Consider the following 16,488-nt stretch of genomic DNA (forward strand, 5'->3'; position numbering starts at 1 on the left):
GGCGCAGTTGTGTGTGGCCGAATGTGTGGCGTGGAACGAGAGGGCCGCCCAAGATCCGCACAGACGGAACATTAGACTCTGCAGGCCCGGCAAAAGCTCGACACAGCTCTACTGCAAGGAGGCACGGGTGCCGCTGCTGACCCGCATCAGGGGACCGCGCGATCTGGACCGGCTCAGCCTGGAGCAGCTGGACCAGCTGGCCGAGGAGATCCGGACCTTCCTCGTCGGCGCCGTCTCCAAGACCGGCGGCCACCTCGGCCCCAACCTCGGTGTGGTCGAGCTCACCATCGCCCTGCACCGTGTCTTCGACTCGCCCAGGGACAAGGTCCTCTTCGACACCGGCCACCAGGCCTACGTCCACAAGCTGCTCACCGGTCGCCAGGACTTCTCGAAGCTGCGCAGCAAGGGCGGTCTGTCCGGCTACCCCTCGCGCGCCGAGTCCGAGCACGACATCATCGAGAACTCGCACGCCTCCACGGTCCTCGGCTGGGCCGACGGCCTCGCCAAGGCCAACGAGCTGCTGAAGCGCGACAGCCACGTCGTCGCGGTCATCGGCGACGGCGCCCTCACCGGCGGTATGGCCTGGGAGGCGCTCAACAACATCGCCGACGCGAAAGACCGGCCGCTGGTCATCGTCGTCAACGACAACGAGCGCTCGTACTCCCCGACGATCGGCGGTCTCGCCAACCACCTGGCCACCCTGCGCACCACGGACGGCTACGAGAAGTTCCTGGCCCGCACCAGGGAGGTGCTGGAGCGCACGCCCGTCGTCGGCAAGCCGCTCTACGAGACCCTGCACGGCGCCAAGAAGGGCCTGAAGGACTTCATCGCCCCGCAGGGCATGTTCGAGGACCTGGGCCTGAAGTACGTCGGTCCGATCGACGGCCACGACATCGAGGCCCTGGAGTCCGCCCTCGCCCGCGCCAAGCGGTTCGGCGGCCCGGTCATCGTGCACTGCCTCACCGAGAAGGGCCGCGGCTACAAGCCCGCCGAGCAGGACGAGGCCGACCGCTTCCACGGCATCGGCCCCATCCACCCCGACACCGGCCTGCCCATCAAGGCGGCCGCAGCGAGCTGGACCTCCGTCTTCGGCGACGAGATGGTCAAGCTCGGCCGGGAGCGCGAGGACATCGTCGCCATCACCGCCGCGATGCTCCATCCCGTGGGCCTGAAGAAGTTCGCGGACGCCTTCCCGAACCGCGTCTACGACGTCGGCATCGCCGAGCAGCACGGCGCGGTCTCCGCGGCCGGCCTCGCCACCGGCGGACTGCACCCCGTCTTCGCGGTCTACGCGACCTTCCTCAACCGCGCCTTCGACCAGGTCCTCATGGACGTCGCCCTGCACAAGTGCGGGGTGACCTTCGTGCTCGACCGGGCCGGTGTCACCGGTGACGACGGCGCCTCGCACAACGGCATGTGGGACATGTCGATGCTCCAGGTCGTGCCGGACCTCAGGATCGCCGCCCCGCGCGATGCCGAACAGCTGCGCGCCCAGCTGCGCGAGGCCGTCGACGTCGACGACGCGCCGACCGTGCTGCGCTACTCCAAGGGCGTCGTCGGCCCCGCCGTCCCCGCGGTCGGCACCGTCGGCGGCATGGACGTCCTGCGCAAGGCCGACGCCCCCGTACCGGATGTCCTGCTGGTCTCCGTCGGCGCGCTCGCGCCCATGTGCCTGGAGATCGCCGGCCTCCTCGACAAGCAGGGCATCTCCACCACCGTCGTGGACCCGCGCTGGGTCAAGCCCGTCGACGAGGCGCTCGCCCCGCTCGCCGCGCGGCACCGCGTGGTCGTCACCGTCGAGGACAACTCACGGGTCGGCGGTGTCGGTTCGGCGATCGCCCAGGCGCTGCGCGACGCGGGCGTCGACGTGCCGCTGCGTGACTTCGGCATCCCGCCGCGCTTCCTCGACCACGCCTCCCGCAAGGAGGTCATGGCGGAGATCGGCCTGACCGCGCCGGACATCGCCCGCCAGGTCACCGGGCTCGTCGCCAAGCTCGACGGCGGCCGGTTCGACCGTACAAGTGCCACGCGGGCCGTGGACTCCGTGGAGACCGCGCGCGACTGACACGACCACAGGGTCCCTTTGGGCCGGTTTCACCATCCTTTACGGTGGCGAAACCGGCCCATTTGCGTGAATCGCCCTATGCGGGGCATACGGACTACACCCCCTCTCGATCATGTCGGGACGACAAGCGTGGGAGGTACGCCCGTGAGCAGCACCCTCTTCCGGACGAAGAACGTCGAGCAGTCGATCCAGGACACCGAGGAACCCGAGCACGCGCTCAAGAAGACCCTCTCCGCCCTGGATCTGACCGTGTTCGGCGTCGGTGTCATCATCGGCACCGGCATCTTCGTGCTGACCGGCAAGGTCGCCAAGGAGAACGCGGGCCCCGCCGTCTCCCTGTCCTTCATCGTGGCCGGTGTCGTCTGCGGGCTTGCCGCGCTCTGCTATGCGGAGTTCGCCTCGACGGTCCCGGTCGCGGGATCCGCCTACACGTTCTCGTACGCCACACTCGGCGAGCTGCCCGCCTGGATCATCGGCTGGGACCTCGTCCTGGAGTTCACGCTGGGTACGGCGGTGGTCGCCGTCGGCTGGTCCGGGTACATCAGCTCGCTGCTCGACAACGCGGGCTGGCACCTGCCCGGCTACCTCAGCGGCCGGGAAGGTACGCACGGGTTCGGCTTCGACATCCTCGCCGCCGCGCTGGTCCTGCTGCTCACCGCCATTCTCGTCATCGGGGTGAAGCTCTCGGCCCGGGTCACCCAGCTCGTCGTCGCCATCAAGGTGACCGTGGTGCTGATCGTGATCATCGCGGGCGCCTTCTTCGTCAGCGGCGCCAACTACCAGCCGTTCGTCCCGAAGGAGCAGGCGGTGCCGGCGGGCGGCACTCTCAAGGCCCCACTCATCCAGTTGATGTTCGGCTGGGCGCCGTCCAACTTCGGTGTGATGGGTATTTTCACCGCCGCGTCCGTCGTCTTCTTCGCGTTCATCGGTTTCGACATCGTGGCGACGACTGCCGAGGAGACGAAGAACCCGCAGCGCGACATGCCGCGCGGCATCCTTGGCTCCCTGTTCATCTGCACGGCGCTGTATGTGGCGGTGTCGGTCGTCGTCACCGGAATGCAGCACTACAGCAGGCTGTCCGTGGACGCCCCGCTCGCCGACGCCTTCAAGTCCGCCGGGCATCCCTGGTACGCGGGCGTGATCAGCTTCGGTGCCGCAGTCGGCCTGACGACCGTCTGCATGATCCTGCTGCTCGGTCAGACCCGGGTGTTCTTCGCGATGAGCCGCGACGGGCTGCTGCCCCGCTTCTTCTCCCACGTCCACCCACGGTTCAAGACCCCGCACCGGCCGACCATCCTGCTCGGCGTGGTCATCGCGATCATCGCGGGCTTCACCAGCCTCAGCGAACTCGCCGAACTGGTGAACATCGGCACGCTCTTCGCCTTCATCGTCGTCGCGATCGGCGTGATCATCCTCCGCAGGACCCGCCCCGACCTGCACCGCGCCTTCCGCACCCCGTTCGTCCCCGTGGTGCCGATCCTGTCGGTGTGCGCCTCGCTGTGGCTGATGCTGAACCTGCCCGCCGAGACGTGGGTGCGCTTCGCGATCTGGCTGGTCGTCGGCTTCTTCGTGTACTTCCTCTACGGGCGCTCGCACAGCCGTCTGGGCCGGCAGGAGGAGACCACGGTCGGGAGGTGACGAGGCCACCCCGGGACGACACCGCGTGACGGCCCCTCAGGCGCGGTCCGTCGGCGGTTCCCGGTCGCGTACCGTGCGCGGACCCGTGACCTCGGCGCCCAGTTCCGTCACCCGGCGCCGCAGCTCGCGGTCCGCCGTGACGACCAGGGCCGGACGCTCCCCGGCCTGCGCGACCAGTTCGACGATGCGGTCGTCACCGCTGCCGGGCGCCGCGTCCACCCGTACGCCGGGCACGGAGTCCACGCCGCGTGCCGCGCCCTCGACGACGAGCACCAGCTCCAGCGGCCCGGGGTGGCCGGGGAGCCCCTCCTCGGCGTACCGCACGAGCCGGTCCCGCAGCCGTTCCGCGGCGCCCCGCCGGTCGCGCCACCAGCCGTCGGGCACCGACCCGACGACGTTCGCGGCGTCGACGATCAGCAGTGGGGGAGCGTTGTCGTCCATGGGGCAAGCGTCGCACGTCCGCGCCCGCCCGCCCGGTCGGTCGAGCGTCGCCCGGTCGGCCGAGAGCGACTCCGCCGCGGCGGGCCGAGCGGGCGGCGGCCAGGTCGAGGCGGGACATGGTGCCCGAACCGGGCGCTCCGTCCGAACGTACGCCCGGCTCGGGAAGGGGCCGGGCCGCGGTGAAGAGACCACTCCGCTTAGAGTGAACCGGTGAACGGCGACTGGATCATACGAGGCCGCGACGGCCGACTCAGTGTCTACCTGCCCTCGGACGACGCCGTCCTGTGCAGGGCGGAGCGGGCACCGGGCGGTCCCTGGGAGGCCCCGCGTACGGTGGGCGGTGGTCAGAAGCTGCGCCCCGGCCTCGCGATCGGCCAGGGCGCCGACAGCTATGCCCACCTGGTCTGCTGGGGGTCCACCGGGCCCGGTGAGTCGGAATTGGTGCACTCCACCCACTTCCGGCCCCTGCTCGCCCCTCTTGACTGGGGCCCGGTCGGTCACCCCAACAAGAAGGGTGACCGCACCGGTACCCCCGCCGTCGCCGTCGACGCCCAGGGGCGCGCGCACATCTTCGTCCGCAACAAGGGCGGCGGGGTCAGCATGCGCGCCCAGAAGGAGAAGGGCGGCTGGGACCCCTGGTGCGACATCAAGGGGCGCGATGTCCAGGAGGATCTGGCGGCCGTGACGGGGGAGTCCGGACGCGTCGAACTGTACGCGGTCGTCCCCGAGGGCATCCTCTACTGGCGGCAGGAGGAGCCGGGCAGCCAGCCGGTGCTGACGGAGCGGCTGGAGGTCTCGGTCCGCCCGGGAACGCTGCGCGCCCTGGCGACCTCGCCGGAGAACACGACCCTTTTCTTCACCGACGACTCCGGTGACCTGTGCGCTTGGCGCCGCGGCGCCAAGCCCGTCACCCTGCTCGCGTCCGCCGGCCCCGGCCCGATCTCCGCCATCCGCTGCGAACTCGACGGCAGCGACTGCACATTGCTGGCCCAGCGCTCGGCGAGCGGCCGCGTCGTCTTCGCCGCCTACCCCTCCGAAGAGGAGTCGGCGGGGGCCTGGTGGACCGAGTCGGGCCCCCAGCTCCCGACGGACGCCAAGGTGTCGCTGGCCGTGGACGCCCACGGCAGCGTCGTCGCGGCGACCATGTCACCCTCCACGGGCCAACTGCTCCTCTCCCGCCGCAAGGACGAGCCGGGGCTGGCACTGACGGGCTGGCGGGAGGTCTGAGGGGCGCGGGAGTTGGTGCCTGACTGCGGTCGGGCGAGCGCGGGAGCCGACGCGTTGTTACGGCCGGGCGATCCCGGGGTCTGCGGCTTCGTCCTGGTGGGGCGAGCCCTGGGGTCTGTTGCTTTGCCGTGGTCGGGCGAGCCCCGGGGTTTGCTGCTTTGTCGTTGTCAGGCGAGTCCCGGGGCAGTGCCGCGTATCAGGAAGTCCCGCCGCGGGCCGGTGACTTCTTCGCCGACGCGGGGATGTCGGCGTCGGTACGGATCGCCTTCCACAGCGTCGACGCCTGCGGTTCGGCGGCCACGACGCGGTTCGGGTCGATCTTGTCGTACGACACCGGAAGCATGATCGTCTCCATGGTGGCCGGGTCGATGCCGTTGAGGCTGCGGCCGAACTCCGCCAGCTTGGTGAGCGAGGCGAGGTCGGAGTCGGTGGTGAGCGCCGCGGTGAGCTTGTCGGCGATCTTGAACGCCTTCGTGGGGCTGCCCAGCAGGTCCTGCTTCTTGACCTCGGACAACAAGGCGAGCATGAACTTCTGCTGGAGGCTGATGCGGCCGAGGTCGCTGCCGTCGCCGTAGCCGTACCGGGTCCGCACGAACGCGAGGGACTGGGTGCCGTCCAGCTTGTGCGTCCCGGCGCTCAGGTCCAGGCCGCTGTTGCCGTCCTTGATGGGCTGGTCGATGGTGACGTTCACCCCGCCTATCGCGTCCACCAGTCCCTTGAAGCCGGCGAAGTCGATCTCCATGTAGTGGTCCATGCGGACCCCGGAGATCTGCTCCACGGTCTTGACCGTGCAGGCCGGACCGACCTGCGAGTAGATGGAGTTGAACATCACGCGCTTCGCCGAGGCCACCGTGGTGCCGTCCGACTTCTTGCACTCGGGGCGGGTGACCAGGGTGTCGCGCGGGATGCTGATGGCGACGGCCTCCTTGCGGCCCTCGGGTATGTGCATCACCAGCGCGGTGTCGGAGCGCGCCCCGGAGACCTTGCCCGTGTTCAGCGACGCGTTGGCGCCGGCGCGCGAGTCGGAGCCCAGGATCAGGATGTTCTGGCCGGACGTGGGCAGTTTCTCCGGTCGGTCGTCGCCGATCGCCTTGTCGATGTCGACGCCCTTGATGTTGTTGTCGAGGTCGCTGTAGAGCCAGTAGCCGGTGCCGGCGCCGGCCACCACGAGAACCGCCAGGCCGATCAGGATCTTTCTCCCGATTCGACGGCCACCGGCACGCTCGCGCTTGCGTCCCCGCCCGTCGCGGCGCGGTGCCGAAGCGTCGGAGTCATCGCTGCGCTGGGGCGTCGAGACATGGCTCATCCTGGTTCGAGTCCTCGCTGGTCGTGCCCCGGAGGGCGGTAACTGGCGGCGTGAGGACTCGGGTGGGGGAAGGCCGGTCCGTGATCTGCCGGGCTGACGTTGCACTATAGACACGCACTCGGACTTTTGTGCGGCCGGAGTGACGTAATCGTAAACAGGAACCAAATGGCGACTGTCCTGCGGTGCGACCCTGCGGTGCGACGAAGTCGGCTGCCCATGCCCCCGGGGGGACTCGCGGAGTTGGGACCTGTACGCGTCCACAGGTGGTGGTGCGAACAGATTTCCTATGATGACCTGTCTCGGCGCTGAGGAGGCGGGCGGTGCCGGCGGGGGCCTGCCGGGGAGAGATGAAAAGGGGCACGACATGCGGGTGAAGTCCGGGCGCGCCAGACGTGGGAGCGGACCGAGGGGGGACTCGGACCGCACGTCGAACGAACTGCCCCGGGCCGAGGCCGTGGTGGACGGCCGATGGCTCGTGGCCGGCAAGGACGGCAGGCTCACCGCATACGCCCGGACCGAGGGCGGACTGCTGCGCTGGACGGAGACCCGCCCGGGTGGGCCCGACTGGGCGGGCCCGGACTTCATCGCGGCTCCCGGCATGACCGACATCTCGGTCGCCCAGGGAGTCGACGGGTATGTGCACTTCGTGGCCCGGCGCACGCGTGGCGGCCGAGGCGATGCCGCCGCGGTCGACATCGCGCACGCCATCCAGTACCAGACGGGCCGGCCGGTCACCGAGTGGCGTTCGGTGGGCAACCCGGGGCGGACCCCGGAACGGGCGCGGCTCGTCGGGGCGCCGACGGCGGCCGTCAGCAGGTCGGGACGGGTTCATGTCTTCGTGCGGAATGCCGGAGGCGGGGTCTGTATGCGCCGTGAGGCGACGGACGGCCGGTGGGAGCCCTGGCGTGATCTGAGGGGCGGAGGAGTGCGCCGCGGCATGGCAGCGACCGCCACGGGCTCCGGTCGTATCGAACTGTTCGTTCCGGGGGATGGGGTCGCCATGCGGTGGGCCCAGCCCGAGGCGGACGGCGAGACGGAGCGGTGCCCCAATCTGAGCGTGTCCGTGTCCGAGGACAGTGCCGCGGTACTGGAGACCGCTCCGGAGCGGGTGACCTTGTACTGGACGGACTCCGCGACCGGCGGGATCGTCGCCCACCGGCCGGGAAGCTGGATGATCCCGCTCGGGGGAGCGCTGGCGGCGGGGCGGATCGCGGTGCTGCGGGCCCCCCTCGATGGATACGACTGCACGGTCATCGCCCACCGTGCCCTGGACGGTCAGGTCATGCTTGCCGCCTGCGGTACGGAGAACGAGGGCGCGGGGCTGTGGTGGTCGCCCACGGGGGAGCGGTGCGCCGAGGGACCGGCGCTGGCCCGTGACGCGAACGGACGCGTGGTGCTGGCGTTCCTCGACGACCGGGGCGGGTTGTGCGTCGCCCGGCAGTCGACCGAGGCGGGACTGGTGATGGAGTCCTCGATGCGGATCTGACCCGGGTGGTTCCGTGAATCCAGGTGAAATTTAGGTGACGCTGGTCTCAACGGCGATCATCTGCATGGACAAAGGCTCGTCAAAGATGTGAAGATCCGATGGCGCGATCCGAGCGGTTGGGGGCCGAGTCGGTAGCGCTTGATCGACTTGGGCGTGAGGGGGGTCTTCAGCCCTTTTGTATGGATGGTGCTGAGGAGCTGTGGTGAGCCCGGGGAACCCTGAGGCCAGTGCCCTGGTGTCGACATATCGATCTTTGGTGCCCGTACGGGCGCGACGGCGCATCGTGCGCCGTGTGCCGCGCCCACTGCGGAACGGGGTCATGCAAACCCTCGCGGCCTTCGACTCTTCCCGCACGGCGCTGGTGAAACTCGCGCTGGGCGGACGCCGCAGTCCGGCCCGGCACAGTCTGCACGCCTCGATGCGTGTGGTGCGGCACGGAGGTCAGCACCTCCGCGCCATGGTGGTGCCCGGGGCCACGGAGTGGGCCGCCCGAGCCAGGAACCTGCACCTGTTGGTGGCGGTGCTCGAAGACGCGGAGATCGATCACTTCGCGGTGCGGGGTACGGGCAAGAATGTCCCGTGTGTGGGCGTTCCCGCGGCGCTCCGCGACGATGTGGAGGAAGTTCTCCAGCTGGTTTTCGGCCGTAATCCCGGCTACGTCTGCGAGGTGTCGGGGGGACAGCCGCGGCCTGGCGGGTCGGCGAAGACGTGGCGCAGGCTCCGCTCGCAGAAGGTTCTGCGACTGTCCTGGAACGTGTGCGATCCGACGGAGAACCTCGTCTTCGGCCATGAGTCGGGATGTGACCTGGAGTTCTGGGACGAGGTCGACGGCGAGCTGCTCGCGCCGCGCCCGAACGCGGTGGTCACGAACACTCCGCTGGACGGTGAGCGCCGATTCGCCGAACAGCGCCTCTTCAGCCCCGTACCGTTCCTGTACGGCACGGGCGAGACCCGTACCCTGCCCGAATTCACGGCTGCCCTGATCGGGGACCACCTCTACCCGATCGACGTCGTCTATACCTGGGTCGACGACTCGGATCCGGTCTGGCGAGCGCGCAAGAACGCGGCACAGCGGGAGCTGGCCGGCCGGACGGCGCCGCTGCACGCACAGGCGGCGAATGACGCGCGCTTCACGAGCCGGGACGAACTCCGGTACTCCCTGAGGTCGATCCACCAGTACGCACCCTGGGTGCGGAACATCTTCCTGGTGACCGCGGGGCAGGTGCCGGGCTGGCTCAACACCGACTATCCGGGCCTGCGCGTGGTGGACCACCGGGAGATCTTCTCCGACCCGGAGGCCCTGCCCACCTTCAACTCGCACGCGATCGAGAGCCAGCTGCACCACATTCCGGACCTGGCGGAGCACTTCCTCTACCTGAACGACGACGTGTTCTTCGGGCGGCCGGTGCACCCGGAGCAGTTCTTCCATCCGAATGGACTGACCAAATTCTTCATGTCCAAGGCGCTGATTCCGCCCGGTCAGATCACCCCGGACGACCTGCCCGTGAACGCCGCGGGCAAGAACAGCCGCGGCCTCATCGCCCAGCAGTTCGGCACCTTCATCTCCCAGAAGATGAAGCACACCCCGCATGCCCTGAGGCGCTCGGTCCTCTCTGAGATCGAGCAGGTGTACGAGCGGGCGCACTGGGTCACGCAGCACTCGCGTTTCCGTTCCCCACATGACGTGCCCATCGCCTCGTCGCTCCACCACTACTACGCGTACCACTCGGCGCGAGCCACGGTGGGGGACCTGCGCTACGTCTACATCGACATCGGCGACGGCAAGGCCCAGCAGCGGCTGGACCGGCTGGTCGCCAGACGGGACTTCGACACGTTCTGCATCAACGACACGGTGGTTCCCGAGGACAGGGAGGCGCAGGCGCGCATGGTCGCCCGCTTCCTGGACAGGTACTTTCCCGTCCCGAGCCCCTTCGAACTACCGCAGGTGGACGTGCCCGCCGGGCGCCTCGCAGAGCTGGGAGTGGCTGCCGGATGAGTTCACGTCGCAGACTGTTCGCGGCCGCGCGTCGCCGCGCCGCGGCCCGCCTTTCCGCGCCGCGCGCATGGCTGATGAAGAGGCTCTTCATCCGCCGGCGCGCGGGACGAACCGCACGGCTGCGCTATGCCGCCGTGCTGGACGGTCAGACCGTGAACCTCCATGCCGAACTCCCCAAGTCCATCGCGGAGGCGGATGAGGCCGAGATCGTCATCCTGCGAGGGCGCCGGCGTTACCAGCTCCCCGCTCGGGTGTACGAAGATCGTGACGGACTCCTGCTCATGGACGCCGCGGTGCTGCTGGGGACGGAGACAGGGGGCGTGCCCATCACTCCGGGCCGCTGGAAGCTCAGGCTCCGGGTTCACTCCGGGCGCCGGACCAGGCAGGTGCCGCTGCTGCTGGCGGAGCTGACCACGCCCCGCACCGGCGTGACCGGGCCCATGACGTCGTCACCGGTCACCGCGGATCGGTACCGCCTCGGGCGGACGGTGCGCGGGGACGCGCGTGTCGTGTGCGCGAAGGCCAAGCCGGCCGCCGAGGTGATCAACGTCCACATCGAACACGCGCGCATCGAAGTGGACCTGCGCGTACTGGGCGTCCGGGCCGAGGCCCCCTGGGCCGAGTTCGTGGCCGCGGGCAGGAACGTGACCCGCTCGCTCGACGAGGTGGAGCCCGGTGTCTGGCGCGTGGAGGTGCCTCTGGCCGACATGCTCCCGTCGGGCGGGCGGCGCGAGCACTGGGACGTCATGGTCCACACGGACGCGGGCGCACGACTGCGCCTGGGCAGACGGCTCCACGATGTACAGGCGCCGGGACGGGTGTTCGCCATGCGGAAGATACTCGTATCACCGCGGCGCGACACCCTCATGAGGATCGAACCCCGTTACACCCCTGCCGGGAGCCTGAGGTTCACCTGCAGCGACGGTGCCGGGGTGGAGTAAGGAACCAGATGAGAGTCGCTTTTCTGCTGGCCCAGGCCGATGTCCTGGGCGATGCGGAGCGCGCGGTGTTCGGTCACGCGACGGAGCTCGCGGACCGGCACGATGTTCGGATCATCAGCGTTTTCAAGGCGCGTCGTCGGCGTTTCGCGCCCCCGGATCCCCGTGTTCCGGTCACGTTCCTCATCGAGAGCCCGCAGTCCCGTGCCGTGCGTCGCTCCGGTCTCGACGCCGCCGCGAGCGCTGCTCTGACGGCGCTGCCCAGTGAGATCGTCGAGCGTCGCTGGGACGACCGGTTCAACCGGCTCGCCGACATCGAGCTGGAATACCTGCTCCATGACATCGACGTCGACGTACTGGTCACCACGTCACCGGCGCTGCTCGCTTATGCCGCGCGCTTCGCGCCACCGGATGTGATGACGGTCCACCACGAACTGCGCGTGCCGGAGGTCGCGGGGCCCGCGGTCGAGCCGCTGCTGCGGCACATCACCCGGTGCGATGCCGTCACGTTGCCCTGCGCCCGTTCGCAGGAGTGGTTCACCGAGACCTTCGGCCCCGGGACGCCGCCGCTCGCGGTCGTTCCGCCCGCGCTCGCGGAGGGATTCAGGCCCCGGTCGACGCTGGAAACGCGCATGGTGACACTGGTCGCGCGCCTGGAGGAGACGTCCGGCGTCGCCCAGGCGCTGGCCGCGTGGGCCCAGGTCAGCCCGCTGCACCCCACCTGGACCCTGCGCGTCATCGGCGATGGCCCGCTCGGCAGGTCCCTGACGGGACGGCGCGACCAGCTGGGACTGCACAGCAGTGTCCAGTTCGTCGGCGAGGCGCCGCCCGTCCTTGCCGAGGAATGGGCCAAGGCGAGCATCGCGCTGAGCACCGCACGGGAGGACGCCCTGGGTCTCTCCCTGCGGGAGGCCCAGGCCGCGGGGGTACCCGTGGTGGCGTACGACTGCCCGAATGCCCCGCGTGAGGTCGTCTACGAGGGCCACACCGGCCTGTTGGCCACTCCTGACGACACGGACGCCCTCGTCGCCGCGCTGCTCAACATGATGGAGAACGCGGAGATGCGCTGGTCCATGGGAAACGCGGCCGTCGAGGCCGCGCAGCGGTTCCGGCCGACGGACCAGTGGGACCAGCTCTTCGCGGCGCTCGACGCCGACCGCGCGGCCGGCCGGCGCGCCGAGCTGAAGGCCGAGCGGGTCGCCGCCCACGCGCTGGTGTCCGGTGTCACCGGCCAGGCCCGGGCGGCCGCGGCGGCTCCGCGCAGCACTCGGCACACGAGCAAGCTCGAAGCGGCCGAGGAACGTCTGCTCAAGCAGAAGGGCGCCCTCGTGCGCGACGGCGGACAGGTGTGCCGCGTTGTCGACGCGGAGACCCCCTTCGACATCGTGCAGGCCAATCTGGCGATGACGGCGAGCGCGTTGGAAGCGGCCCGCATCCCGTACTTCGTCACCAGGACCACCAAGGTGCGGCACAGCGTCGCCGTGCACTCCAGCCACCGGGAAGCCGTCCTCAAGGCGCTCGCGCAGAGCTTCCAGGGACAGGCGGTGTACATGGCGCTGCTCAACGACGCGGACGCCTCCGTGACCACCACGCTCGCGGGTCTCGCGACCGACTACCTGCAGACGGGCTGTTCGGGCGTCCGTATCTACCAGAGCGTGGTCACGCCGTCGCGTACGTTGCGGCTCGGTGCGGCGTACGGCTGCACCATCGCCTTCTGGGACGACGACCCGGAGGACCCCGAATCCATCGTCTCCCCGTTCCGTACGCTGATCGGTGGCCGGGTTCCGAAGGCGGCGTTGCGCCGGGTGCCGATGGTGCTGGGCGGACGTCAGTACCCGACCCTGGAGGCGTTCAGCCAGACCCTCCACCATGACATCGCGTTCCCCATCGACGCCGTGTACACGTGGGTCGACGGCGCCGACATCTCGTGGCTCGAACGCAAGAACGCGGTGCTCGCGGCCAAGGGGATCGAAACCGAGGACGCGGCGACGAGCGCGGCGCGGTTCCGCAACCGTGACGAGCTCCGCTACTCCCTCAGATCCCTCGACATGTACGCCCCGTGGATCCGCAACATCTACCTCGTGACGGATCGTCAGGTGCCGTCGTGGCTGGACACCAGTCATCCCCGGGTGCGTGTGGTGGACCACACGGAGATCTTCGGCAACGAGGGAGCGCTGCCCACGTACAACTCCCACGCCATCGAGAGTCGACTGCACCACATCGAGGGCCTGGCGGAACACTTCCTGTACTTCAACGACGACGTCTTCGCGGCCCGTCCGATCCAGCCGAGTCTCTTCTTCCTGGGGAACGGCCAGTCGAAGCACTTCATGTCGTCCAACGCGATCCCCATGAACCCCATCGCCGACGGCGACGAGTTCAGCCGCATGGCCGCGAAGAACAACCGGCAACTGGTGTCGTGGATGTTCGGCCGGACCCTGGTCAACTCGTTCATCCACGCTCCACACCCACTGCGGCGGAGCGTCATGTTCGACCTGGAGAAGCAGTTCCCCGACGCCTTGCGCAACACCGCTCACAACCAACTCCGCGACGCATCCGACGTGTCGGTCGCCTCGTCGTTGCACCACTATTTCGGCTACTACACCGGCCGCAGCGTGCCGGGCGGCATTTCGAGTGGATTCGTCAACGTCGGGCTGAGCGGGCAGGTGAAGAAGCTCAATCATCTCCTCGCTGAACGGTCGAACGACGTCTTCTGCCTCAACGACTTCCACGACGGGGACATCTCGGAGGACGAGCAGGACGCCACGCTGGCCGCATTCCTGCCCAGCTACTTTCCGATAGCCAGCCAGTTCGAGGCGGGCTCACCGCGTAATCAGCTCTTCCACGCGGGGAGCCTTCCCGGTTGGCCGCTTTGAGAGGAACCATGAACAAGTTCTGCATCCTGGGCAACTCGGTCGCGACGTCCCGCAAACCGGAAGAGGCTCCGCTCGCCGGCTGGGGACAGTTCGTCGTGGACTTCCTCTCCGGTCACTACGAGGTCAAGAACTACGCCCGTGACGCGATGACCGCGCGCGCCTACTACACCGAGCGATTCATCAGCCTGCTGAACTCGCTGAACCCGGGTGATGTGGTGGCCATCGACTTCGGTGCCGTGGAGCAGCGCATCAATGTCCCGCTGCGCTACCACAGTCCCCGGGAGTTCAAGGAGTTCCTGGGGCTCTACGTCGAGGCGATCCGGGGGGAAGGTGCCGTTCCGGTCCTGGTGACCCCGTCGGCGCGCTGCGTCTTCGACGTCCACGGGAACGTCGTGAACACCCACGACTCCTATCCCGACCTGGTGCGGGAGGCCGCCGCGGGGACGGGGGCCGACCTGATCGACCTGAACAGGTACACCACACAGCTCCTCCAGGAGCTGGGGCCCACCCGGGCGCGCGGATTCTTCCGCTGGACGGACGCGGGAGAGCATCCGAACCACCCCGACGGCATGATCGATTCCACTCACTTCAACGAGGCCGGTGCCCGCGAAGTGGCGCGGATCTTCTGCTCCGCGCTGCTCCACGCCCAGGGTGTTCCGCCGGGTCTCGTCAACCCCGACTCCTTGCAGCCGGGTGAATACCCGCCGGTTTCGGCCGAGTTCACGGTCACCAACCCCGAGTCCGCGCTGTATGGCGGCGATCATGTCGTCGGGCCGCCGACGATCAAGTCTCCCGGGCCCTCGAAGATTGTCAGCCCCCTGCAGAAGTTCTCCGGGTCGGTCCCGCTGGGAACGTCGTACCTCCTGTTCTTCGAGAATGGCTCCTACCTCGGCGGCACCGCCGTCAACGAGGCGGGGAACTGGCTGTGGCGCCGCGCGGTGAGCTGGCCCGCGGGCGAGCACCTGGTCCAGGCGGTCGGACTCACCGAGACCGGAGTGTCCCAGGTGGCGTCCGTGCCGTTCACGGTGCAGGACCACGTCGAGCCGCCCGTCGTCCTCGGCCCGCGGGAGGGCGCTCTCAGCGGTCCGCGGCCGAGGTTCTCCGGCACCGCGGCGGACGGCGTGGCCAAGGTGATGGTGCTGGAAGGGGGGCGGCTGATCGCCGAGGCTCCGGTGCGGGAGGACGGGACCTGGAGCGTGCGTCATCCGCACGACTGGAAGCCCGGTACCTACCAGGTGGAGTTCGTGTCGGTGTTCAGCGCGCTGCATTCCCGGCCGACCCCCCTCACGCTCAGGATCCATGGGATACCGGAAGGGCACTGGCTCAGGGAATCGGTCATCGCCCGTGAAGGGTGCGGCGAGAAGTGCGAGCACCTCCCCTTCGCCGGGCGGTGGTGAGCGCTGCGGCGCAACGGGCCTTGCCTGCCCGGGGGTCGGGCCGGGTGCCGCGGCTTCGGTCAGGGCGTCCGCATCCGTACCGTCCCCACCAGAACCCGATGGTCCGCGCAGCGGGTGACCCCGGTGCACGACGTCGGGATCGCCAAAGAGACGGCGTCGTACTCACCGGCCAGCCGGGACTCCCGTACGAAGATCTGGTCCACCTTGGCCCTGCCACCGCAGGGACTGGGCACCGCGGAGGAACCCAGGGCGGTCCACTCACCGTAGCCCGGGCAGTGTGCGCTGTCCGCGTCGTCGAGTTCCCGGTGGTTCCCCGCGTTCCCGGGGTTGTTCGCCGTAGTCGCGGAGGGCGCGTACATCTGGTCGAGCCGCGCGTAGTGCGGCTGTGCGTTGAAGTCGCCCGCGATGAGATACGCCTGGCCGGACCGGTCGAACGCATCGAGCGTTCGGCGTACGAACTCGATCTGCCGGTAATTGTCGGGCGCGCCGTCGTGCACGGCATTGCTGGTGGTGATGTGTACGGTGCAGAACTTCATCCGTGGTGTGTCACGCAGCGGAGCGCACAGCATCTTCCGCTGTTCCGACGTACCGTCCGAGGGAAGCGCATACTGCCGCGATGCGCCGAGCGAGTGCCTGCTGAATAGGGCTATCCCATAGTCGCCCGTGCCGCCGCAGATCTCCGGCGAGGCCGAGCGAGTGGGCGTGAAGCGCGCGAAGTCCGCCGTGTCCTGGGGCCAGTTCTGGTCGGCTAGGCCCTTCTGGAGGGCTTTGAACTGGCTGTGGCAGACTTCGTTGAGCGATACGAAGTCGGCGTTGCGGTTCCGGATCGAGTTGATGGCGGCGTTTACCAGACCGTCGGTCGTCGATCCGTGGTGCATCGCGTTGCCCGCGATGTTCCAGTGCCAGACGCGATACGTGTGGACGGAATCCCGGCTCGACCGGCTCGTCCAGGAAATCGTCGCGAGCACGGCGGCCACGGCCGCCACGAACGGCAGCACCCTTCTCCCAAGTCGCACGGTCCCCCCTGAATGCCCAGTGTGCGAACCCCCGGGGCAGCAAACCACCGGGCCGGGCATTTGAGAAGGGGTCGCCGTCACGAGCGGTGCCTATGGTGCCGATTC

The 16,488-nt window shown here is 69.1% G+C and carries 11 protein-coding genes; 8 read left to right on the forward strand and 3 right to left on the reverse strand.

From position 1 onward, the window contains the following. Positions 1–127: 127 nt before the first annotated feature. Together dxs and Q2K21_RS10380 are read left to right on the forward strand one after the other, a co-directional pair. Positions 128–2,065: a 1-deoxy-D-xylulose-5-phosphate synthase gene (dxs, locus tag Q2K21_RS10375; protein ID WP_310769194.1), complete on the forward strand. Its 1,938-nt coding sequence runs from the start codon at positions 128–130 to the stop codon at positions 2,063–2,065. A 144-nt stretch (positions 2,066–2,209) separates the two neighbouring features. Next, on the forward strand, positions 2,210–3,703 hold the full coding sequence (locus Q2K21_RS10380) for an amino acid permease (RefSeq protein ID WP_310769196.1): 1,494 nt from the start codon (positions 2,210–2,212) through the stop codon (positions 3,701–3,703). A 36-nt stretch (positions 3,704–3,739) separates the two neighbouring features. Here the strand turns inward: Q2K21_RS10380 and Q2K21_RS10385 are convergent, their stop codons facing one another. Continuing rightward, entirely contained in the window at positions 3,740–4,144 is a 405-nt protein-coding gene (locus Q2K21_RS10385) for an NTP pyrophosphohydrolase (RefSeq protein ID WP_310769198.1), read from the reverse strand. 210 nt (positions 4,145–4,354) lie between these two features. On the opposite strand from Q2K21_RS10385, the gene Q2K21_RS10390 reads away from it, so the two are divergent. Further along, entirely contained in the window at positions 4,355–5,371 is a 1,017-nt protein-coding gene (locus Q2K21_RS10390) for a PLL family lectin (protein WP_310769200.1), read from the forward strand. 196 nt (positions 5,372–5,567) lie between these two features. Here Q2K21_RS10390 and Q2K21_RS10395 read toward each other — a convergent pair whose 3' ends face one another. Further along, positions 5,568–6,677 (reverse strand): LCP family protein, encoded by a 1,110-nt coding sequence (locus tag Q2K21_RS10395; protein ID WP_310769202.1) that lies wholly within the window; start codon positions 6,675–6,677, stop codon positions 5,568–5,570. A gap of 364 nt (positions 6,678–7,041) precedes the next feature. Between Q2K21_RS10395 and Q2K21_RS10400 the strand changes: the two genes are divergently transcribed. The 5 genes from Q2K21_RS10400 to Q2K21_RS10420 all read left to right on the forward strand — a co-directional run bounded on the left by Q2K21_RS10400 (position 7,042) and on the right by Q2K21_RS10420 (position 15,367). Continuing rightward, entirely contained in the window at positions 7,042–8,163 is a 1,122-nt protein-coding gene (locus Q2K21_RS10400) for a PLL family lectin (RefSeq protein ID WP_310769204.1), read from the forward strand. Positions 8,164–8,482: 319 nt separating this feature from the next. Continuing rightward, positions 8,483–10,159 (forward strand): stealth family protein, encoded by a 1,677-nt coding sequence (locus tag Q2K21_RS10405; protein ID WP_386275979.1) that lies wholly within the window; start codon positions 8,483–8,485, stop codon positions 10,157–10,159. Then, positions 10,156–11,100 (forward strand): hypothetical protein, encoded by a 945-nt coding sequence (locus Q2K21_RS10410; protein WP_310769208.1) that lies wholly within the window; start codon positions 10,156–10,158, stop codon positions 11,098–11,100. Before Q2K21_RS10405 ends, Q2K21_RS10410 begins: the two co-directional genes overlap by 4 nt. 8 nt (positions 11,101–11,108) lie before the next feature. Next, a complete protein-coding gene (locus Q2K21_RS10415; protein ID WP_310769210.1) occupies positions 11,109–13,970 on the forward strand; it encodes a stealth conserved region 3 domain-containing protein in 2,862 nt (953 codons plus the stop codon). Positions 13,971–13,978: 8 nt separating this feature from the next. Continuing rightward, positions 13,979–15,367 carry a hypothetical protein gene (locus Q2K21_RS10420; RefSeq protein WP_310769212.1) on the forward strand — a complete coding sequence of 463 codons (1,389 nt, stop codon included), beginning with the start codon at positions 13,979–13,981 and terminating at the stop codon, positions 15,365–15,367. 59 nt (positions 15,368–15,426) lie between these two features. Here Q2K21_RS10420 and Q2K21_RS10425 read toward each other — a convergent pair whose 3' ends face one another. Further along, positions 15,427–16,383, reverse strand: coding sequence for an endonuclease/exonuclease/phosphatase family protein (locus Q2K21_RS10425; RefSeq protein ID WP_310769214.1), 957 nt, complete (start codon positions 16,381–16,383; stop codon positions 15,427–15,429). Between the last annotated feature and the right edge of the window lie 105 nt (positions 16,384–16,488).

Origin of the sequence: Streptomyces sp. CGMCC 4.7035 (assembly GCF_031583065.1) — a bacterium.
GTDB classification, from domain to species: domain Bacteria; phylum Actinomycetota; class Actinomycetes; order Streptomycetales; family Streptomycetaceae; genus Streptomyces; species Streptomyces yaanensis.

Coding starts and splice junctions, on each gene's coding strand:
- Q2K21_RS10410 (WP_310769208.1), top strand. CDS start 10,156: ATGAGTTCACGTCGCAGACTGTTCGCGGCCGCGCGTCGCCGCGCCGCG.
- Q2K21_RS10385 (WP_310769198.1), bottom strand. CDS start 4,144: ATGGACGACAACGCTCCCCCACTGCTGATCGTCGACGCCGCGAACGTC.
- Q2K21_RS10420 (WP_310769212.1), top strand. CDS start 13,979: ATGAACAAGTTCTGCATCCTGGGCAACTCGGTCGCGACGTCCCGCAAA.
- Q2K21_RS10405 (WP_386275979.1), top strand. CDS start 8,483: ATGCAAACCCTCGCGGCCTTCGACTCTTCCCGCACGGCGCTGGTGAAA.
- Q2K21_RS10400 (WP_310769204.1), top strand. CDS start 7,042: ATGCGGGTGAAGTCCGGGCGCGCCAGACGTGGGAGCGGACCGAGGGGG.
- Q2K21_RS10395 (WP_310769202.1), bottom strand. CDS start 6,677: ATGAGCCATGTCTCGACGCCCCAGCGCAGCGATGACTCCGACGCTTCG.
- Q2K21_RS10415 (WP_310769210.1), top strand. CDS start 11,109: ATGAGAGTCGCTTTTCTGCTGGCCCAGGCCGATGTCCTGGGCGATGCG.